This is a genomic window from Spongiivirga citrea (assembly GCF_010671565.1).
Taxonomy (GTDB): Bacteria; Bacteroidota; Bacteroidia; order Flavobacteriales; family Flavobacteriaceae; genus Spongiivirga; species Spongiivirga citrea.
The window spans coordinates 444,357-466,107 of record NZ_JAABOQ010000002.1 but is presented as its reverse complement, the minus strand read 5'-3'; the positions used below and the strand labels follow the sequence as shown (position 1 = coordinate 466,107).

Genomic DNA, 21,751 nt, shown 5'->3' with positions numbered 1-21,751 from the left:
ACTCTAACAAAAAATATTTATGAAATCCCGATTGTTCTGCAGTTGGGATTTTTTATTTGTATTTGTATTGAATTTCAATGTAAATGTCCGTTCAAGCGCCCGTCTGAATGGAACGGGCAGACAGTTGAGAATTACTTTTTAAAGTAGGAGAAGAATTCACTAGCTAAAATGAGATCAGAATTTAAAACTATTGTATTGCATTAATATTATTTTATTCCCGACTTTTAAGAATTGAAATCAATGCCTAATTCATGAAATCCAAAATCGTCTTAATTCTTATAGCTATAATTGTGAGCTGCAAAGAAGTAACCAAAAAACAAGAAAAAATGGAACCATCAATATCAAAAGGCAGTTCATTTTTTCTAGGTACGTATACTGATACCGATAGTAAAGGTATTTATCGTTACACACTAAATGAAGACGGTTCTTTTGTGAACAATGGTTTGATAGCTGAATCAAATAATCCATCTTTCCTGGCATATAGCGCTGATAAAAAGTATTTGCTTGCTGTAAATGAAATTAGCGACGAAAATAAAATGGGAACGGTAGAGTCCTATGCGGTTAAAGACGATAGCCTTGAATTTATAAGCAGAAGTTCATCTGGTGGCGCACACCCATGTTTTGTTACGCTTAGTGAAAACGGAGATGTACTAGCTGCGAACTACACAGGTGGAAATATTGGACTTCTGAAACTGAATAATAACGGAGAGCTTTCTGATATAATTGACATTCAGCAGTATGTAGGGAAGAGCATTACAGATCGACAAGAAGCTCCACATGCTCATTCAGCTTGGTTTGATCCTAATAGCGATGCAATAATCACTGTTGATTTAGGGACGGATAATCTCTGGTTTTCTACTATCAATACAGATTCAAATAAATTGGAATCGGGAAAGCCTGAAAAGGTTTCTATAAGTGCTGGGTCTGGCCCTCGTCATATTGCCTTTCATCCTAGTAGACCTTGGTTTTATGTGATTAATGAATTGACAAATACTGTTAGTTTACTAAAAAAATCGGATACTGGTGTTTATGAATTAGGCACTACTGTCTCGACCCTCCCTTCAAATTTTGAAGGCGATAGCTTTTGTGCTGACATTCATATTTCTGGAGACGGTAAGTTCTTATATGCTTCTAACCGAGGACATAATAGCCTAGCTATTTTCAAAGTCAACCAAGAATTTGGGGCGCTTACATTACTTGGTCACGAGTCAGTAAAAGGAGACTGGCCGCGTAACTTTTCTTTATCTCCAAACGAAGATTTTATAGTTGTAGCGAATCAAAAATCTCAAAATTTGGTGTCATTTAAACGAGATAAGAATACAGGATTGATGACCTATGTAAATGAGATTGCAGCACCTAGCCCAGTTTGTATTTTGTTTTAGTTTAGGGTAAATAGTTAAGGTTGGCGGCCCTAGTAAATATGAAGTCTGGATTGTACATCGCTAAACTATTGATTGTGAGGTAAACGACTATTAGAAAAATATCTACACTTAGATTAAACCTTTTTTAAATTATATGGTCAAAGAAGCTCACATCCTTAAAATTTTAAAAAAAAATGAGCTATCCAAAATTTTTAATTGCTTTCCCATTAGTAACTTTCTTGTTAATTACATCTTGCAAAAATGATGATGACTCGGTCGATCAACCGGATCAACCAACTCCAGTTAGTACTCCATTATCCGCATTTGATGAATTTAACCCAGATGCTGTGACCATTTCATTTGATGGGGATGAAATTACTATTGAGTCAAATGGTTTGCCTAACCACACTTCTCCATATTGGGAAGAAACAAATCCTTTATATATTGAACCCGTAGTGGCTACTCGCATGACTCCTGGTGGAATTGGAAGTCGTAGCATTATAGTTACGGTTCCCGCTGCTCCTGCAATAGCTTCTTCGAGCACAGCTACCGGTTTAGGCCCGATTGGCATCTCTGTAACGGGAGTTCCTATTTTTAATGATCAAGAAGGAGACAATAGACCCATAGAAGAGATGATTGTAGAAACATTTGATTATGCAGGAGCTCATGTTGGTCCTTCGGGCTATCACTACCACACAGAATCTGCTGATGTTCCAGAAAATACTGTACTTTCTCATGATGATGAAAAATTGATAGGGATTATGGCAGATGGCTTTTTACTTTACGGAAGAAGAGAAATGGATGGCTCTTATCCTACGGATTTAGATGAATCAGGAGGGCATTATGGAGCGACACAACACAGTGAAGGTGAAGAATTTTATCACTATCACATCATTAATGAATTTTACTTAGGAACTATAATCGCACTTTTTGCCGTTGATTTACAGGGCACCCCTAATAATATAATGTAAGCAGTGCATTAGATGATTGATTAAAGGAAACCATCATTCCCATTTTATTCTAATTTGGGATGGTTTCTTTTTTTTGGACTATGTGCTAGCAAAAAAGCGATACAATGAAAATAGTTTTTTGGACACTTTTGTTTTTAAGCCTTCTATTAATTGGCTGTTCTAAACAAAAAGAAAAATCGGTTATAAGCGATAATGATGATATATTTATGAAGGTGCCGGATACAATAGTACTAAAATCGGCTCTACACTATAATCATAAAGTATCCTTATGGCTTTTAAAGGATCTGCCTTATTCTGGATTTGTTGTAAGTCATTATCCAGATAGTAGTTTGATGGAAAAGTTTGGGGTCCTAAACGGGAAAAAGCAAAATAAATTCATTCAATGGTTTCCTGATGGGCATTTTAAAAATGTTGCTAATTACCATTTAGGGAAATTGCATGGAGCGAAAAAAATATGGTCTGTTGATTCAATACATGTGTTAATAGCTCATTTTAATTATGATAGAGGTAAAGCACATGGAGAGCAAAAGAAATGGTACAAAACTGGTGAACTTTATAAAAAGTTGAACCTGAACAAAGGAAAAGAAGAGGGTATACAGCAGGCATTTAGAAAAAACGGGGCGCTTTATGCTAATTACGAAGCTCGGGAAGGTAGAATTTTTGGGCTAAAAAAATCGGCTCTTTGTTATGGACTAGAAGATGAAAACGTTCAATATGAAAAGTAAAGTTATTCTTTTATTATCAATAATTTGTTTGTTTTCTTGTAAAGAATCGCAGGAAAATAATAGTAGAGTGGATACGCTTCCTTATTATAATGAAGCCACTTTTACCCCACATTGGTTTTCTCCTGGCGATAAGCGCTTGGACAATTTTCATAAGATCTCAAACTTTAGACTCACCAATCAGGAAGGAAAAATTATTACTGAAAAGAGTTTTGAAGATAAAATATATGTAGCAGATTTTTTCTTTACCGTTTGTCCTGGAATCTGCCCTAGGATGACTGCCAATATGATGCAATTGCAAGATGAATTTTTAGAAGATGATGACGTGTTTTTATTGTCACATTCCGTTACTCCAGAGAGTGACTCTGTCCCCGTTTTAAAGTCGTATGCAGAAGCTAAAGGTATTTTATCTCATAAATGGCATCTAGTTACAGGAATGCAGCAAGAGATTTACAAATTAGGAAGGAGAGATTATTTTGTTGAAGAAGATTTAGGTTTAAGCAAAGAAGAAGATGAGTTTCTTCATACTGAAAACTTTGTATTAGTAGACAAAAACCGACATATTCGAGGCATTTATAATGGCTTGAACAAAACTTCAGTTAAACAATTGATTACTGATATACATACGTTGAAAAGTGAGAAATAGCGATTTTGAATTTTGTATAACTATGTTATTTATAACAATTTGACTACAATTCCTTGCGATACGTACTCCGCTTTTTAGCAATATGTGGATCAAAATGCTTCCACAATTGCTGGATGGCAATGTTTTCTTCCAACTCAGGCGTGCGGATGCAGTTTTTTATACCACGTTTAGTAAATGATTTGTGGTACTCCTCAAAGAGTATAGCAGTCACACCTTTGTTCTGATAATCGGGATGCACGCCAATTAGATAAAAAATGGCATCTTCATTTTTCTTTTTTGCTTTTAAAAAGTGTAAAAAACCAAACGGAAACAACTTTCCTTTAGATTTTTGTAAAGCTTTTGAGAATGAAGGCATTGTAACTGCAAAAGCAACGAGATTATCATTTTCATCAGCCACATACTTTATAAATTCTGGATCTATAAAGCTGATGTACTTTTCTTTGAAATACTTTTTCTGAACCTCGTTTATAGCAACAAACGAAGAAAGCTTGGAATAACTTTCATTAAAAAGATCGAACATACTATCAACATAGGGCATAACCTCCTTGGTTGATTTAAAGTTGATCGCTTTTAGGTTATAACGTTTTTTTACAAGACCAGCTACTCTTGCAAAAAACTTAGGTTTTACGTTTTCAAAAAGAAAACGCCATTCTAAATAGCCTTTCTCCTTAACAAAGCCTAGTTGTTCTAAATGCTCTTTATAATAAGAGTGGTTGTACCAAGTAATCATGGTACCTAATTTGTCAAATCCTTCTGTAAGTACACCAACCTTATCTAGATTAGAAAAGCCTACAGGGCCTTCTAAAAACTCAAGATTATGTGACTTGCCTATTTCTTCAACCTTGGCTAACAAAACTTTGGTGACCTCGATATCGTCGATCATATCAAACCAACCAAATCGCATTTTTTTAACTTGTTGATTGTTGATCTCATCCCAATTAACAATAGCGGCAACACGACCTACAATTTTCTTATCGCGATATGCAAGAAAGAAACGCGCTTCAGCAGTATCAAAAGCTGGATTTATTGCTGGATCAAAACTGTCTATTTCGGCATTAATGATTGGGGGCACCCAATATGGATTGTCTTTATAAAGTGAAAAAGGAAAGGTCACAAACTGTTTCTTTTCCTTTTTAGTAATTGCTTCTTGTATGGTGATCATTAAGTTGCTTATAGGTAGTATTAGGTCTGAAATTTTTTAGCTATGTCAGGTTGAGTGCAGTCGAAACCTAATTTGATACACGGGATAGTTGTCGACTCCGCAAGAAAACAATTCTAAATTTAGAATTAAAGTCCCCCATCATCCTCAAATTTTTTCTTAGAGTTTTTGGCCTTCTGCCGCTTTCTTTCTTTTTTATTATCGATGTTATTAGTCTTTTTATCAAAATCATCATTCTTGATTTCCTTGTCTTGATGATTGTCTATACGATACGAAATACCAATGTTTCCAAATACTTGAAAAGGTGTGTTTTTAAAGTTCCCTCCATAAGTGGCTTCTACTTGAATATCTCTGTTTAGCAAGTATGCCAATCCACCTCTGAAAATAACATCAGCATAATTATCACTTTTTATTCCCTGATTTTCCACATACAACGACCAATTACCATTAAAGGAATGGGTGAGTGTTACTACATAACCATATTCGGGGAAATCTTGTCCGATGTTCGAATAACTGAAATTGGTTACCAGTACTAATCTTCCTAAAAAGTTGTTTTGTGTCGCGATCATTACCCTTGGACTAGCACTAAATTCGTTCGGAAACGTAAAGGGAGCATCCTGCGAGGTATATAAATTTGCACCTGCGAATATTGAAACAGCGGGTAAAAGGTCCCTCCATTGAAATTTATTGTTTGCATTCCAACTATATAAATTGGGTTTTTGTTCCTTTTTCCATGGGTCAAAAACCAAATATTTTGCACCGACTAAGGTTTGTTTTAATCCGCTTTGGTTTAACTCCGTTCCAGATGCACGAAATAGATAGTCGCTAAACTCATAACTTACTTCGGCACTTAGTTCTAATTGTTCTAATAGCAAGCCATATCGAATTTCAAGATTTGCATCAAATCCTGTGGCTTCAAACTGACGTAGTTCATGATCAATTTTGCGATATTGAAATCCTCCTTCAAATTGAAGAACTCCTGTTCCAACAGAAAAAGGACTTTTAGAAACACCAGGTCGGTTACTATTAATAACCTCGGTATATTGAGCTAAAATGGGGAGAGTACTGAGTAAGGTAATGAGGCTGAATAGTAGGCGCATAATATAAGCTTTGTGGTAAATATAAATATTTAAGATGATTTTTTGATTTTTGCTAGGCTGCTGTTGTATTTTTGTTTTTTAACATTTAAGCGAAAACCTTAGTTTACAAACTTTTATTTAATGCAATTATTACGCACCATATTAATTATTCTGCTGGTTTATTATGGCTTCAAGATTTTTTCGAAGCTTTTTGGACCGATGATAATGAAATCTGCTGCCAAGAAGATGGAAAAGAAATTTTCTCAACAATTCAATCAGCAGCGCCCACAGCGACAGGTTCGACCTGAAGGTGAAGTAAGTATCGATAAAGCTCCAGAAACTACTAAGGAATCAAATAAAAAGGTGGGTGAGTACGTTGATTTTGAAGAGCTAGAGTAAACTAAGTATTCAGTTTGCAGTCGCAGTTAGCAGTTTCTAAGCTGGACTCAAAAGCCAATCTCGAAAAATAAAGTCGACTAAGAAATGTATTTTTGGTTTACAATATATTTTTAAATAAATAAAGACCATCTTCAATATTACGTTAACCAACCATATACTTAATGATACAACATCTTAAGAAACTCTTACCACACTTATTAGTTCTTATCGGATTTATTGCAATTGCATTAGCATATTTTCGTCCCGTTTTACAAGGAAAACAAATGTATCAGAGTGATATTGTTTGGAGTAAGGGGATGTCTCAAAAGCAATTGGATTATCGCGAAGATTATCCTGGTGAAGAATTGTATTGGACGGATAGTGCCTTCGGCGGAATGCCAACATATCAATTAGGGGCACGTTATCCTCACGATTATATAAAAGCAGTTGACAGATTGATTCGTTTTCTGCCGCGCCCAGCCGACTACTTATTCGTTTATTTCTTTTCTTGCTATATACTTTTATTAGTATTAAAAATCGATTGGCGATTAGCAATACTTGGTGCACTGGCCTTTGGTTTTTCTACCTATCTATTAGTCATATTAGAAGCTGGCCATAATGCAAAAGCACATGCTATTGGCTATATGCCACTAGTTTTAGCCGGAATTTTGCTGGCGTTCAGAAAGAAATATCTCTGGGGTGGGATTTTAACAGCAGTAGGAATGGGCTTGCAAATTCATGCAAACCATTATCAAATGACTTATTATCTGTTGCTATTGGTTTTAGTGCTTGGTGCTGTCTTTTTAATTGACGCTTTTAAGAAAAAAGAATTACCACACTTCTTTAAGACTGTTGGGGTTTTATCCGCAGCTGTAGTCATTTCCCTCTTGATGAATGCCACACCGCTAATGGCAACAAAACAATATGCTGATACTAGTACTCGAGGTAAAAGTGAACTTACTATAGCCGAAGATGGAAGCAAGAAAGAAGTTACAGACGGGTTAGATAAAGACTATATTTTAGAATACAATTATGGGATTTTTGAAAGTTTGAATCTCTTCGCATCACGTTTGATGGGCGGGGCGAGTTATGAGGTGCTTGATAAAACATCAGAAACTTATGATTTTTGGTTGAAGCAAGCTGGAGCGCCTCGCTCGCAGGCAACAGAACTAGCAGCTCAAACACCAACCTATTGGGGAGAACAGCCAGGAACATCGGGCCCAGCTTATGTAGGTGCTGTTATGTTGTTCTTGTTTGTATTAGGCTTATTCTTGGTAAAAGGACGGCTTAAGTGGTGGTTATTATTTGGGGCTTTGCTATCCCTTTTACTATCATACGGTAAGAACATGGCTTTTTTAAGCTATTTCTTTATTGATTATTTCCCCCTATATAACAAGTTTAGAGCGGTTACTTCTATTCAAGTGATTTTAGAATTATGTGTTCCTGTATTGGGAGCATTAGGCTTAGCTAGGCTATTTAATAAAGAAATAGATATATCTAAAAAGACTAAGTCGCTTATCTATGCAGTCGGAATTACTGCTGGAGCAGCCATTTTGCTGTTGTTATTCAAAGGTTCTCTAAGTTTTGAAACCGATAACGACGCTTATTTTGTGCAGCGATTTGGGAAGGATTTTGCCCAGCAATTAGGCGGCGATTTTATAAATGCCTTATCTGCTGATAGAAAAGCGATGTACAGTAGTGATGTACTTAGGAGCCTAATTCTTGTACTACTATCTGGTGGCGTTTTATGGTTGTTTTTAAAGGAAAAACTACAATCTAATATTGCGATAATTGCATTAGGAGGCTTAATACTTTTTGATTTAGTTGGTGTAGACATGCGCTACGTAAACGAAGAGAATTTTGTAAGCGCGAGACAAGTGAACAAACCATTTTCAGCGACCGCTGCAGACCAGGAAATTTTGAAAGACGATAGCCATTATCGTGTATTCGATGTTACAGACGGAGCCTCGCGTGCCAGTTATTTCCATAATTCCCTTTGGGGATATCATGCGGCCAAGCCAGGCAGGTATCAAGAGTTATTCGATTTTTACATAAGCAAACAGAACACCCAGGTGATTAATATGCTGAATGTAAAGTATATCATCGGCGGTGAAGATCAGGTGATGCAAAACGAACAAGCTTACGGCAACGTCTGGTTCATAAATAACATTATCTGGGTAGATACGGCAGATGAAGAAATGCAATTATTGGATTCGACCAATTTGAAGACCAACGCGATAGTCAATAAAAAATCGCTTATTGGAGGAAGCACATTTAATCCGACAGCAGAAGATAGGATTGAATTAACAAAATACAAGCCGGATCACCTTACTTATAAAGCAAGTACGACAAGCCGGCAATTTGCTGTTTTTTCCGAAATGTACTATGAAGATGGATGGAATGTTTATGTCGATGGTAAACTCATACCTCATGTTAAAGTAAATTACGTGCTTAGGGGATGCGAAATACCAAAAGGAGAGCATACGATTGAATTTAAATTCGAACCTCAAGTAGTAAAAACAGGAAGTACTATAGCATTGGCAGGATCATTAATTTTTCTGCTAATAGTTGCAGGCGGTCTTTATATTGAATTTAAAAAGGGAAAACTTGCTTAAATTCGCTTTGTATGAATAAGCGAGTTCTGATTTTAACCTATTATTGGCCGCCAGCTGGAGGGCCAGGAGTGCAACGATGGCTTAAATTTGCTACATACTTACAAGAGTTTAATATTGATACCGTAGTTTTCATTCCAGAAAATCCGACGTATCCCATTATAGATGAATCCATGCTAAATGAGATTCCAAAAGGGATAACAGTACTAAAACATCCTATTTTTGAGCCTTATGGTTTTGCAAAGGTTCTATCGAAAAAGAAAACATCTCAAATAAGTTCGGGTATTATTCAGGATAAAAAACAATCGTTTGTTGAGCGCGTATTGCTTTTTATACGAGGGAATTTTTTTATTCCAGATGCAAGAAAGTATTGGGTAAAACCATCAGTTAAGTTCTTAAACACCTATCTGAAAGAAGAAAATATAGATACAGTTATTACTACTGGACCACCTCATAGCGTTCACTTAATCGGACTCCAGCTTAAGAAAAAACTCAATATAAAATGGCTTGCAGATTTTCGTGACCCTTGGACTACCATAGGCTATCATGATCAATTAAAATTGACCGCTTCGTCTCAACGAAAGCATAAAAAACTCGAGTCAGATGTGCTAAACAATGCTGATGGATTGATTGTAACTAGTTTTCAAACAAAAAATGAGTTCGAGGCAATTACACAAAGACCGATAAGTGTTATTACCAATGGTTATGAAGATATGGAAGTGTTAGATGGAGCATTAGATGCAAAGTTTACAATTTCTCATATCGGGTCGTTATTAAGTGCTCGAAATCCTGAGATATTATGGCAGGCCATTGAAGAACTGATCATAGATGATGCGGAGTTTGCTAATGATGTTTCTATTCAAATTGCTGGTAAAGTAAGCGAGTCTGTTATTCAAAGTATGGAGGATTATGGTTTGGTCAACCATATAAAGATGTTGGGTTATGTAAGTCATCAGGAGGCAAGAAAATTGCAAGTAAAGAGCCAGGTCTTGTTATTGCTTGAAATCGATTCCGAAGAAACAAAAGGCATTATTGCTGGAAAGTTGTTTGAATACCTTTCTGCGAAACGACCTATTTTGGCTATTGGACCAAAAGGAGCAGATATTCAGAAAATTATTGAAGAAACTAAAAGCGGTGAGTTTTATGCACATCAACAGAAACAAGAAATAAAAGACGCGATCAAAAAGCTTTACAAGAAATATAAGATGGGAACGTTAGAAAGTGAGAGTATTCATATCGATAAATACCATCGTCGTAACTTAACCGCAAAACTCGCTGAACTACTTTAAATGGGTATTGTACTAAACCAATCGTTTAAAAATATGCTTACCACCTATGTTGGTTTTGCATTTGGTGCAGTGAACACCTTGTTTTTATATACCAGTTTTTTAGGGGAGGAGTATTTTGGTTTGGTTATGTTTATTCTCGCAGGTGCCTTGATCTTACAACCACTACTATCATTCGGGATTCAAGATACTACGATCAAATTTTATAGTACTCATAAGACAGGGCAGGAGCAGCAGGGCTTTTTGGGCTGGATGTTACTAATGCCATTGCTCATTATTATACCGTCCGCTTTATTGTTTCATTTTTTTAGAGAAGAGATAGCTAATTGGTTGTCCATCAAAAATGAGCTCATCAAACCATATACATATTTAATATATCTCATAGGCTTTGCTATGGCTTACTTCGAGGTGTTTTACGCTTGGTGTAAAGTGCATTTGAAAAGTGTGTTTGGTAACGTGATGAAAGAGATTTTTGCACGGGTATGCGTCTGCATCTTACTGCTATTTGTTTATTTTGAATATATCAACAAAGAGCAGTTTCTAATAAGTTTAGGACTTGTCTATTTGCTTAGGGCAGTTGTGATTATGTGGTATGCTTTTTATTTGAAAATTCCATCATTTTCATTGAAGTTGCCAACGAATATGAATGAGATTATTCGATATGCCAGCTTTATTGTTTTAGCAGGATCTGTTGTGATTGTTCTTTTGGAAATTGATAAGCAAATGATTGGCATTTTAAAAGAAGGTCTTGGCAATGTGGCTTATTATGGGGTAGCAACCTTTGTGGCGATGGTAATTGTGGTACCCAATAGAGCAATGAGTCAAATAACCCATCCATTAACAGCAGAACTTATTAATAAAAATGATTTTAATGGATTGCATTCTCTCTACCGTAAAACTTCATTAAATCTTTTTACAGTTGGAGGGTTGATATTTCTACTGATTATTTTAAATATAGATCAGCTATATGAATTTATCGATCCGGCCTATAAACAAGGAGTAATTGTTGTTATTTTAATTGGAGTGGCAAAATTGATGGACAATGTGATGGGTAATAGCACCAGCATTTTGTACAACTCAAAATACTACAGGACAGTTTTGTTTCTTGGTGTGGCGCTAGCCATTTGTACTATTATATTTAATTGGATACTAATACCAAAAATGGGAATTAATGGAGCGGCTGTAGCGACTTTGCTGTCGCTTACTATTTATAATATTATTAAAGTACTGGTGGTTTGGAAGTCGTTTAAAATGCATCCTTTCCAAAACACACAGCTAATAATTTTAGCAATGTTAATGGCCTTTAGCGGACTGTTTTATTTCTGGAATTTTGATTTTCATCCGATAGTAAATATCTTTTTGAAATCAGTCATTGTAGGATTTATATACCTTAGTTTAATTTACAAGTTTGAAGTGTCGCCTGACATTAACACCGTACTTAATAAGTATATAAAAAAAGCGCCCTCGAGTGACTAATTCGAGAGCGCAAACTTTGATTTACTAACTAATTCAAATAATCCAAAAGCTGTTAGCTTCTAGCTCTTCTGCTTCTACTAGATGAACTTCTTGTTGAAGAACTTTTTCTAGATGAGCTACTTCTTTTTGTTGAAGCTTTTGGTCGACTTGATGATGATCGACTAACGCTGCTTCGTGAACGTTTTTGAGGCGCTGTTCTTATTGTTGATGATCTTTTAGAACCACTTGATCTACTAACAGATGCCGAACGGTTAGAAGAACTACTTCTTCTTACTGATTGATTCCTTTTATTACTACTTCTTTGAGCAGTAGCACTAGAATTTCTTCTTGTGTTTGATGATGATCTGTTAACACCACTTGATCTTTTTGAAGTGGTCGAACTTCTTCTTACACTATTGTTTGTGCTTCTTCTAGAAATCGTATTCCCGCTATTTCTATTTGTAGAAGCTCCTCTTCTTGAAACTGAATTGTTACTTCTTGTCGTTGTACCTCTGCGAGTAACGGCGCTGTTATTGTTCCCTCTTCTAGAAACTGCATTTCTGTTTGATCGAGTCGTAGTAGCTCCTCTTCTTGAAACACCACTTCTGTTTGATCTAGCGTTAGTTCCTCTTCTGCTATTGAAAGCTACGTCATTTCTTCTAGTAACTCTTCTATCGTTTCTGTAGATAGATCTTCTTCCGTTGTTGTTTGCAAATCTAGCTTCACGCCCTACGTTATAGTATGATCTTCTAAAGTTATTTCTATAAGGTCTGTAATATGTATATCGAATAGGAGTATAGTATCTTCTATACGGTCTATAGTTTACAAGACACAAATCTAATCGAGGTCTAGCGAAGAAATCGAAATAAGGTCTATATACATAACTTCTATTGAATACATTGATATATCCTGTATAATAATCAAATGCACCGTAACGGTTGTAAAATACTCGCAATCCGCCTACACGTGAAACACGGTTGTTTCTATAATTGACAAATATGTCACCAATTTGATTTACACGACCGTAGTAGTCGTAATATATAGGTGTGTTTTCAACCTGAATTACAGCACCGTAGTCATCATACTGCACATACTGTCCGTAATCATAACCTGAATTAAAACTAATATTAGTATTTCCGATGCTTACACCAGCGCTTATAACATTATCTCTGTAGATCTGAAAATCGAATTCACCATCAGGGAATACCGAAAAGGTTATACCACCTTCAACAAATACAAAGGATTTACCATAACCGTAATAACCAGTTGTAGTACTTTTTACTGCACTAAACATTGGTGCTGTAAAAACTAAAGCGATTAGAAGTGCGAATTTTTTCATCTTAATACATTTTGATTGAGACCTGTTTAAAATCTCTTCCCTTTGTTAATATCAAAGCGCGTGCCAAAAATGATTTAGAATTTCGAATGAAAACTCGTTATTTATTATAAAATATTGATTATTAGAACTTTGTATTATTTTATTTTAATGTTGAATTGGATGAATTTCTAGGCCTTTGGTGAAATTAATCAATATTAAAATCCGTGTTAAAATGAGTATTCAGCTTCTTTAAATGAAAGAATGTATTAATTTTAAAGGATACTAACCCTAAGAAGACAAAATTGAAAAGTTTATATATTTTTTTGTTAATACTATTTGCTTCAATTAGTAGTAACGGTCAGCAAGCAGATGTGACCATATGTTGGGATACTTCATTATCGATGAAAGATCGAAACGTTTCAAAAGAATTCTCATTTTTGAATACTTTCTTCGCTGAAAATAAGAATACTTCCGTGCGTGTATTGCTTTTCTCGAATCAAATAATAAAGGATGAGGCCTTTACTATAGAGAATGGAAATTGGGAAAAGATCAAAATATATTTAAGTACTGCTGTTTATGATGGCGCGACTTCATATTCCCAAATTGCCCAAGTGGCAAGTTCTAAAGATATATTGCTTTTTACCGATGGTCATAGAAATATAAATCTAGAAGCTCCAAAATTTAAAGGAGCTTTACAAATAATAACTTCAGACGAAAATGGAAATAAAGAATTTCTAGATCTGTTAGCAGTATTAAATGCTGGTAAGATTATAAATGTAAATAGTTCTACAACTGGTACGAATACCTATGTTGGCCGGGTGATGAGTGGTGAAAAACCATTACCTGATGTTATCATTTTTATTAAGGGAACTAGCAGAAAAGTTATTACGGACTCTGATGGTCGCTATGCAATTGACGCCGCGAAAGGAGAGACTATTGTTTTTAATCAACTTGGTAAAGAAGATTACAATAAGGTGTTAGACGACACTACTTTATTAAATATTAAGCTAGATGACAAGGCGTTTGTACTAGACGAAGTTACGGTTACTGAAAATGCAGTTACCACTAACTCAGATGGAGAGAAGATTGCCACAGCCTATGGAGAGGAGAATAAGGATACTAAAGGCTATGCTGTTGAAACTTATAAAAATGATAACAAAGCTTTTCAAACGGATGCCTCACAAACAGTACAAGGTAAGTTTGCAGGTGTTCAAGTAGGGTCTGGACTTAATAAGGGTGCAAATACCGACTTAAGTAGAATACGTATGCGTACTGACACCACGCTTAATGGAAGTAATTATTCCTTGGTGGTTGTTGATGGAGTGCCGTTGCCTCAAGGCCGTGATCTTTCATTTATTGCACCAGAAGATATTGCGGATATTACAGTATTGAAAGGGTTAGCAGCCACTAATAAATATGGGAGTTTAGGAAGGAATGGCGTTTTACTAATCACCACAAAAATTAGTCAGGGTATTAAAAGTGGTAAACAACAGGACTTGGCAAGATTGAAAAATAACATATATGAAGATGAGTTAATTCCGCAAAAATTAAAACTGAATACACCTTATATAAAAGCACTTAAAAAAGGGAAAAACCTAGGAGATGCTTATGATATTTATCTTAAGCAGCGCCAAAACAATATTGATAATCCTGTTTTCTACATTGATGTATATAACTTTTTCAAGGTTTCAGATGCTGATATAGCAAATAGAATTCTATCTAACGTGTTAGAACAGTTTTCTGAGAATGAGAACATGCTTAAAGCACTTGCTTATACGTATCAGGTAAATGGAAATCATGACACAGCGCAAATTGTATTGAATAAAGTGCTGCAACAAAACCCATCATCAGCCCAAGCATATTTAGATGTTGCTTTGGGATATAGAAACCTAGGAAAATACCAAGATGCCTTAAATATGTTGAATGAAATGGCTAAGGGAACCTACAAAAATGTTGATTTTAATGGGGTTAAAAAGCAAATTGATGCAGAGTTGAAGAATTTGTACACAATGCATAAATCAAAGCTTGATTTTAAAAATATTGACGCAACTTACCAAAGAAACGTTAGTTATGACGCTAAGATTGTGGTAGATTATAATGACAAGGAAGCCGAATTTGTATTACAATTTGTCAATCCAGACAAACGATTTTTTAAATGGGAACATACTTCTACAGCCACTGGAAATCGCATTCAAAATGAAAAACTTACTGGTTTTAACTCAGAGGAATTTGAGTTAATCGGAGCTCAAAAGGGTGATTGGTTAATCAATATTGAATATGTTGGTAAATCGGATTTTAAGAATACTACTCCTAGTTTTATTAAGGCGACGATTTATCATAATTATGGCTCACCATCGCAGCGTATCGAACATCAACTTATCAGATTATCAGAAGCGGGTAGTAAGTTGAATTTGGCGAAACTTAAAATTTAGCAGGGATTACCAGCTTTCGTATTTGTTGATATTATATATTCCCCAAAACATATAAATCATCTCTAAAATCATTCCCACACCATATTGCGGTGACCATCCGTCAATTATGGTGCTAATGAGTCTTCCAAAGACAAGTCCGCCCATAAAAACAATATTGGTTATGGTAGTGCCTTTCCAGTACTTTGTGTTTCGTGCGCCAACAATCCAATAAATCCCTAGTGCGAAGTAAAGACCCATGATAGCGCGAAAGATATTCTTAAGCTCAAGATCATCAACTGTAAATCCAAAAATTTTAGGAAGAATAGTGCTCGGAGAAACACCATAAATTAAGCCTACACTGATTACAATAATGGCAGAGCTGACAAGATGTAAGTTCTTATATTCAAGCGGGTTTTTCATTAAAATGTTAGACCTGAATCACGCCTAAATTAAACGGCTTTTCAATTGGCGCTTGATTGGCAGCTTCAATACCCATGCTAATCCATTTTCTAGTGTCACGAGGGTCAATCACAGCATCTGTCCATAATCTTGCTGCCGCGTAATAAGGTGACACCTGATCGTCATATCTAGATTTTATCTTATCGAATAATGCAGTTTCTTCTTCTTTTGTAATTGTTTTTCCTTGCTTTTTAAGCGTGGCTGTTTCAATTTGTAATAACACCTTTGCTGCGGAGTTTCCGCTCATTACTGCTAACTCAGCACTTGGCCAGGCAACAATTAATCTAGGGTCATAAGCTTTGCCGCACATCGCATAGTTTCCTGCGCCATAGCTATTCCCAATAACAATAGTGAATTTAGGCACCACCGAATTACTAACGGCGTTTACCATTTTAGCACCATCCTTTATAATACCTCCATGCTCGCTTTTACTTCCTACCATGAATCCGGTAACATCTTGTAAAAACACAAGTGGTATTTTCTTCTGGTTACAATTGGCTATAAACCTAGTTGCCTTGTCTGCGGAGTCGCTGTAAATGACACCACCAAATTGCATTTCGCCTTTCTTCGTCTTAACCAGCTTACGTTGATTGGCAACAATTCCAACTGCCCAGCCATCAATTCGTGCATAAGCCGTAATTAAACTTTTCCCGTAGCCTTCTTTGTATTCCTCGAACTCCGAATTATCAACTAGACGTTTGATGATCTCTTTCATGTCGTATTGATCAGAGCGTTTTTTAGGTAATATCCCAAAAATATCATCTTGATTCTTGACCGGCTTTACTGATTTCACTTTTGAGAAACCAGCATCAGCAGGCTTTCCAATCTTATCAATAATTTTTTTAACCCTATTTAGTGCGTCCTTGTCATCTAAAGCTTTATAGTCTGTAACTCCACTAATCTCACAATGTGTGGTAGCGCCGCCTAAGGTTTCGTTATCGATATCTTCACCAATTGCTGCCTTTACTAGATAACTTCCTGCAAGGAAAATACTACCAGTTTTATCGACAATCATTGCTTCATCACTCATGATTGGTAGATAGGCTCCGCCTGCCACACAACTTCCCATGACTACAGCAATTTGAGTAATTCCCATGCTACTCATAACTGCGTTATTTCTAAAAATGCGACCAAAATGCTCCTTATCTGGAAAAATTTCATCTTGCATAGGTAAGTATACACCAGCGCTGTCAACTAAATAAATAATTGGTAACCTATTTTCAATAGCGATCTCTTGAGCGCGTAAATTCTTTTTACCCGTTATAGGGAACCAAGCTCCGGCCTTAACCGTTGCATCGTTCGCAACAACCATGCATTGTTTACCACTGACATAGCCTATTTTAACGACCACGCCACCCGAGGGGCAACCACCATGTTCCTTGTACATATTATCACCAGCAAATGCACCGATTTCAACATTTTCAGTCTTAGGGTCTAATAAAAAATCAATTCGCTCACGTGCTGTTAGTTTTCCTTGACTATGTAGTTTTTCAATGCGCTTTTCTCCACCTCCTAAGCGCACTTTTGCAAAACGTCTTTTAAGATCAGACAGTAGTAGTTTATTGTGGTCTTCGTTAGCGTTGAATTTTAGATCCATATTGGTTTTTTGAATGCTTGGCTAAAGTACAAAATAGCACCATTTTTTTTGATATCTTCGTTTAGGTAAAAAAAGCGATATTTACCCACCGGATTTTCATATATTCGGCTCCCCCTAATACTAATCTAAAATTTGAAAACAACATGGGAATGAATAAAAATACCGTTCTTGGACTAGCAACATTTATAATGATTATCGTAGGATGCTCCCTAATTTTATTAGGTGCATTTAGATATGACGATATCGCCGGATGGGGATTTGCAGCTGTAGGAATTGGATTTTTTGCTGTCGCTTGGGTTTTTAACGCCTTAAAAGGAAGAGTATAATCACCTAAAAAAAATTGCGAAACGATTATGTCAGATGATAAAAAGGTTATTTTCTCCATGTCTGGAGTATCAAAAACCTATCAAAGTGCAAACAAACAAGTTTTAAAAGATATTTATCTAAGCTTTTTCTATGGAGCGAAGATTGGAATACTCGGTTTAAACGGGTCTGGTAAATCTACTTTATTAAAGATCATTGCCGGAATTGACAAAAATTACCAAGGCGATGTAGTATTCGCCCCAGGATATACGGTAGGATATTTAGAACAAGAGCCAAAGCTTGATCCTGATAAAACTGTAATTGAAATCGTTAAAGAAGGTGTCGCCGATGTTGTTGCTGTATTGGACGAATACAACGAGATTAATGATATGTTTGGTTTACCAGAAGTTTATGAAGATGCTGATAAGATGCAAAAACTTATGGACAAGCAGGCAGAACTTCAAGATAAGATTGATGCAAGTAATGCTTGGGAATTAGATACTAAACTAGAAATAGCAATGGATGCACTACGTACTCCAGATGCTGATAAAAAAGTAGGTGTTTTATCTGGAGGTGAAAAACGTCGCGTTGCATTATGTAGATTATTATTACAAGAACCCGATGTATTATTGTTAGATGAGCCTACTAACCATTTAGATGCGGAATCAGTACATTGGTTAGAACATCATTTAGCACAATATAAAGGAACAATTATTGCCGTAACACACGATAGGTATTTTCTAGATAATGTAGCCGGTTGGATACTTGAATTGGATAGAGGAGAAGGAATTCCGTGGAAAGGAAACTACTCTTCATGGCTTGATCAAAAATCAAAACGCCTAGCGCAAGAGAGTAAAACAGCTTCTAAACGTCAGAAAACATTAGAGCGCGAGCTAGAGTGGGTGCGTCAAGGCGCAAAAGGAAGACAGACGAAACAGAAGGCACGTTTAAAAAACTACGATAAACTAATGAGTCAAGATCAGAAACAACTTGACGAAAAATTAGAGATCTACATTCCGAATGGTCCGAGATTAGGAACCAACGTCATTGATGCTAATGGAGTTAGCAAAGCTTTTGATGATAAGTTATTATATGAAGACCTCAATTTTAAACTTCCTCAAGCGGGAATTGTTGGCGTAATAGGACCTAATGGTGCTGGTAAGACAACAATTTTTAAAATGATTATGGGAGAAGAAACTCCGGATAAGGGCGATTTTAAAGTAGGAGAAACAGCTAGGATCGCTTATGTTGATCAGAGCCACTCTAATATAGATCCTGATAAATCTATTTGGGAGAATTTCTCTGATGGCCAAGAATTAGTTATGATGGGAGGGAAGCAGGTAAATTCGCGTGCTTATTTAAGTCGATTTAATTTTGGTGGAAGTGAACAAAACAAAAAAGTAAGTACACTTTCCGGTGGTGAACGTAATCGACTTCATTTGGCAATGACCTTAAAAGAGGAAGGAAATGTCTTATTGCTAGATGAGCCAACAAATGATCTTGATGTAAATACTTTGCGAGCTTTAGAAGAAGGCTTGGAAAACTTTGCGGGTTGTGCTGTGGTCATTTCTCATGACCGGTGGTTTTTAGATCGTATTTGTACACATATACTAGCTTTTGAAGGAGATAGTCAAGTGTACTTCTTTGAAGGCGGATTTTCTGATTATGAGGAAAACAAAAGAAATCGTTTAGGTGGTGATATCATGCCTAAACGCATTAAGTATAAGAAATTAGTAAGATAATTAAAGAACCTACTACGCTACAGCCCCCTGTAAAATAGTTTATATTGATTACTAAAAAGAGTATTGCGTTTATCGTATATTTTGTTGCTGGTTTGAGTTTTCTCCAAAGCCAAGTAATTGATTCTACAAAACATCGTGTTGATAGTTTGATTCAAAAAGCTACGAACTATCATGTGGCTTATGAGATACAAAAATCTATAGAGACCGCGAATAAGGCTATTAAGCTTGCCGATAAATCTGATGATCATTACAATAGGGCTCATTCCTATAATTTAATAGGCCTCAATTACGATCTTATCAAAGACTTTAAGGAGGCTGAGCGCAGTTATAATAAAGGAATTTATCATGCAAATAAGGTTGAAAATGACACCTTACTATGCTGGCTTCACAATAATATCGCCGAGGTATATGAGGAAGGCTATGGCAATATGGCAAAGTCTATTGAAAGTTATAGACAAGCATTAAAGTACGCTAAGAAGATTAATGATACAATCGAAATATTAACACCTATTTTAAATATCGGGTGGACTTATATCGATCATGAAGAGTATGAAAAAGCACTTCCCTATCTCACCGAATCGGCAGGATATATAGAGCAGTCTGGAGACACGCAATCAAAAGCACAATTAAACTTTTTATTAGGAAGGTATAATGTAAATGCCAACAAATTAGATGCAGCATCGCAAAACTTCGCAGATGCCGTAGTTTTTGGTGAAGCTTCGAAAATATATGATGAGCTATCTGATATCTATCTCGAATATGCTAAACTTGCTGATTTTAAAGGTGACATTCAACATGCTAATGAGCTACTGTTAAAACATATTACCTCTAAGGAAAAAGTACTAGATGAGCAAAAAATAGCACAAGCCTCCCTTGCCCAAGCAAAGTTTATTGTAGATGAATATAAACGTGAGCTTCAGGTCGCTACAGATAAAGAAATAGCTCAGGAAAAAATGAATCAGCGTCGTAATATGATTCTTACCATAATTGGAATCACGATGCTGCTATTACTTATTCTGCTTTTCATTTCTTTTAGAATGATGAGTGTCAAGAATCGTTTAAGTAAAATGCTTAAAAAACGAAATGACGAGCTTTTTCTTGCTAAAAAAGAAGCTGAGGATTTAGCAAAGGTCAAGTCAGAATTTATATCAACTGTAAGTCATGAACTACGCACCCCTTTGTATGGAGTAGTTGGTTTAACGTCTCTGTTGCTAGATGATGCATCATTTTCTAAAAAGGAGCATTCTATTTTAAAATCACTTAAATTTTCAGGGGATTACCTGCTTAACTTAATTAACGATGTTCTACAATTAAGTAAAATAGAGTCTAAAAAGGTAGTTCTTAATGATACCAGCTTTAATGTAAAGGCCTTGCTGAAAAATATTCAGCATTCGTTTGAGTACCAAGCGGAACAACGAAACAATAAAGTAAAGATTAAGATCGAAAAGAATGTACCTAAACAATTAATAGGTGACTCTGTTCGTCTTTCACAAATTTTGATCAATTTAGTTGGAAATGCGATAAAGTTCACTGAGAATGACACCGTCCTTATAGCCTTACATAGTAATGGGATTAATAATAGGAAGGCCAATTTAACCTTTGAAATCATTGATCATGGTATAGGCATTCCTAAAGAGAGACAAAAAGAGATATTTGATAGTTTTACTCAAGTAGATAGAGCCCAGGGTAATATTATTGGTACTGGATTAGGGCTTACAGTAGTAAAACAACTTGTAAACCTGTTTGGGGGAGATATTGAGTTAAAAAGTGAAGCGAATAAAGGGGCAACATTTTCTTTTACAATCGATCTCGAAGTTGATGAAAAGACCAAGGCAGTATCATCAGATGATCTTGGTTTTTATAAAGGAGGAAAAAAACGAAATGTGTTGATCGTTGAGGATAATAAGATTAATCAAATGGTAACACAGCGCATTTTAGAAAATGCCAATTTTAACTGTGAGATCGCTGAAAATGGCTTAGACGGTGTTGATTTAATGAAAGACGCATCCAAAAATTTTGATTTGATATTAATGGATATGAATATGCCTAAGATGAATGGTATTGATGCGTCCAGAGCAATTAGAGAGTTTGATAGCGAAACGCCAATTGTCTTTTTAACTGCAACAGAACTCGAGGAAATTAAAGATGATATTTTTAATGCTGGCATTAACGATTATATTATCAAACCTTATGATAAATACGAGTTTTATCAAGTGATCATGCGCAACATTAACAACAACTAGTCGCCATAT

At 35.8% G+C, this 21,751-nt stretch carries 17 protein-coding genes; 12 read left to right on the top strand and 5 right to left on the bottom strand.

Going from position 1 to position 21,751, the window contains the following annotated elements; genetic code table 11:
* Nucleotides 1–326: 326 nt before the first annotated feature.
* From GWK10_RS05740 to GWK10_RS05725, 4 genes are all read left to right on the top strand, one after another.
* On the top strand, nucleotides 327–1,382 hold the full coding sequence (locus GWK10_RS05740) for a lactonase family protein (protein ID WP_239540708.1): 1,056 nt from the start codon (nucleotides 327–329) through the stop codon (nucleotides 1,380–1,382).
* A gap of 173 nt (nucleotides 1,383–1,555) precedes the next feature.
* Nucleotides 1,556–2,332 carry a YHYH protein gene (locus GWK10_RS05735; protein WP_164030116.1) on the top strand — a complete coding sequence of 259 codons (777 nt, stop codon included), beginning with the start codon at nucleotides 1,556–1,558 and terminating at the stop codon, nucleotides 2,330–2,332.
* A 104-nt stretch (nucleotides 2,333–2,436) separates the two neighbouring features.
* The gene (locus tag GWK10_RS05730; RefSeq protein WP_164030114.1) at nucleotides 2,437–3,057 is read left to right on the top strand and encodes a toxin-antitoxin system YwqK family antitoxin; all 621 of its coding nucleotides are present in this window, start codon (nucleotides 2,437–2,439) and stop codon (nucleotides 3,055–3,057) included.
* Entirely contained in the window at nucleotides 3,047–3,700 is a 654-nt protein-coding gene (locus GWK10_RS05725) for an SCO family protein (protein ID WP_239540707.1), read from the top strand. Before GWK10_RS05730 ends, GWK10_RS05725 begins: the two co-directional genes overlap by 11 nt.
* 43 nt (nucleotides 3,701–3,743) lie before the next feature.
* On the opposite strand, the gene GWK10_RS05720 is transcribed toward GWK10_RS05725, so the two are convergent.
* Both GWK10_RS05720 and GWK10_RS05715 read right to left on the bottom strand, forming a co-directional pair.
* Nucleotides 3,744–4,862 carry a GNAT family N-acetyltransferase gene (locus GWK10_RS05720; protein ID WP_164030111.1) on the bottom strand — a complete coding sequence of 373 codons (1,119 nt, stop codon included), beginning with the start codon at nucleotides 4,860–4,862 and terminating at the stop codon, nucleotides 3,744–3,746.
* A gap of 125 nt (nucleotides 4,863–4,987) precedes the next feature.
* Nucleotides 4,988–5,959: a transporter gene (locus tag GWK10_RS05715; RefSeq protein ID WP_164030109.1), complete on the bottom strand. Its 972-nt coding sequence runs from the start codon at nucleotides 5,957–5,959 to the stop codon at nucleotides 4,988–4,990.
* 120 nt (nucleotides 5,960–6,079) lie between these two features.
* Between GWK10_RS05715 and GWK10_RS05710 the strand changes: the two genes are divergently transcribed.
* The 4 genes from GWK10_RS05710 (at nucleotide 6,080) to GWK10_RS05695 (ending at nucleotide 11,690) form a co-directional block, all read left to right on the top strand.
* Complete coding sequence (locus GWK10_RS05710) at nucleotides 6,080–6,337, top strand: DUF4834 family protein (protein ID WP_164030107.1); 258 nt, start codon at nucleotides 6,080–6,082, stop codon at nucleotides 6,335–6,337.
* Nucleotides 6,338–6,498: 161 nt separating this feature from the next.
* Nucleotides 6,499–8,931, top strand: coding sequence for a YfhO family protein (locus GWK10_RS05705; RefSeq protein WP_164030105.1), 2,433 nt, complete (start codon nucleotides 6,499–6,501; stop codon nucleotides 8,929–8,931).
* Between the two features lie 11 nt (nucleotides 8,932–8,942).
* Entirely contained in the window at nucleotides 8,943–10,217 is a 1,275-nt protein-coding gene (locus GWK10_RS05700; protein ID WP_164030103.1) for a glycosyltransferase family 4 protein, read from the top strand.
* Nucleotides 10,218–11,690 (top strand): oligosaccharide flippase family protein, encoded by a 1,473-nt coding sequence (locus GWK10_RS05695; protein WP_164030101.1) that lies wholly within the window; start codon nucleotides 10,218–10,220, stop codon nucleotides 11,688–11,690.
* Nucleotides 11,691–11,742: 52 nt separating this feature from the next.
* Here the strand turns inward: GWK10_RS05695 and GWK10_RS05690 are convergent, their stop codons facing one another.
* Nucleotides 11,743–13,008 (bottom strand): hypothetical protein, encoded by a 1,266-nt coding sequence (locus GWK10_RS05690; protein WP_164030099.1) that lies wholly within the window; start codon nucleotides 13,006–13,008, stop codon nucleotides 11,743–11,745.
* A 302-nt stretch (nucleotides 13,009–13,310) separates the two neighbouring features.
* Here GWK10_RS05690 and GWK10_RS05685 point away from each other — a divergent pair, with 302 nt between their 5' ends.
* On the top strand, nucleotides 13,311–15,419 hold the full coding sequence (locus GWK10_RS05685) for a tetratricopeptide repeat protein (RefSeq protein ID WP_204263090.1): 2,109 nt from the start codon (nucleotides 13,311–13,313) through the stop codon (nucleotides 15,417–15,419).
* 6 nt (nucleotides 15,420–15,425) lie between these two features.
* On the opposite strand, the gene GWK10_RS05680 is transcribed toward GWK10_RS05685, so the two are convergent.
* Together GWK10_RS05680 and GWK10_RS05675 are read right to left on the bottom strand one after the other, a co-directional pair.
* On the bottom strand, nucleotides 15,426–15,818 hold the full coding sequence (locus tag GWK10_RS05680; RefSeq protein WP_164030095.1) for a DUF4345 domain-containing protein: 393 nt from the start codon (nucleotides 15,816–15,818) through the stop codon (nucleotides 15,426–15,428).
* A 7-nt stretch (nucleotides 15,819–15,825) separates the two neighbouring features.
* Nucleotides 15,826–17,454, bottom strand: a complete 1,629-nt coding sequence (locus GWK10_RS05675) for an acyl-CoA carboxylase subunit beta (RefSeq protein ID WP_164030093.1) — start codon at nucleotides 17,452–17,454, stop codon at nucleotides 15,826–15,828.
* 143 nt (nucleotides 17,455–17,597) lie between these two features.
* Here GWK10_RS05675 and GWK10_RS18280 point away from each other — a divergent pair, with 143 nt between their 5' ends.
* From GWK10_RS18280 to GWK10_RS05665, 3 genes are read left to right on the top strand one after another with little or no spacing between them, the layout of a single operon-like run.
* Nucleotides 17,598–17,780 (top strand): CAL67264 family membrane protein, encoded by a 183-nt coding sequence (locus GWK10_RS18280; protein ID WP_204263089.1) that lies wholly within the window; start codon nucleotides 17,598–17,600, stop codon nucleotides 17,778–17,780.
* Between the two features lie 27 nt (nucleotides 17,781–17,807).
* Nucleotides 17,808–19,499, top strand: coding sequence for an energy-dependent translational throttle protein EttA (gene ettA, locus GWK10_RS05670; RefSeq protein ID WP_164030090.1), 1,692 nt, complete (start codon nucleotides 17,808–17,810; stop codon nucleotides 19,497–19,499).
* Between the two features lie 44 nt (nucleotides 19,500–19,543).
* Nucleotides 19,544–21,742 (top strand): ATP-binding protein, encoded by a 2,199-nt coding sequence (locus GWK10_RS05665; protein WP_164030088.1) that lies wholly within the window; start codon nucleotides 19,544–19,546, stop codon nucleotides 21,740–21,742.
* Nucleotides 21,743–21,751: the final 9 nt, after the last annotated feature.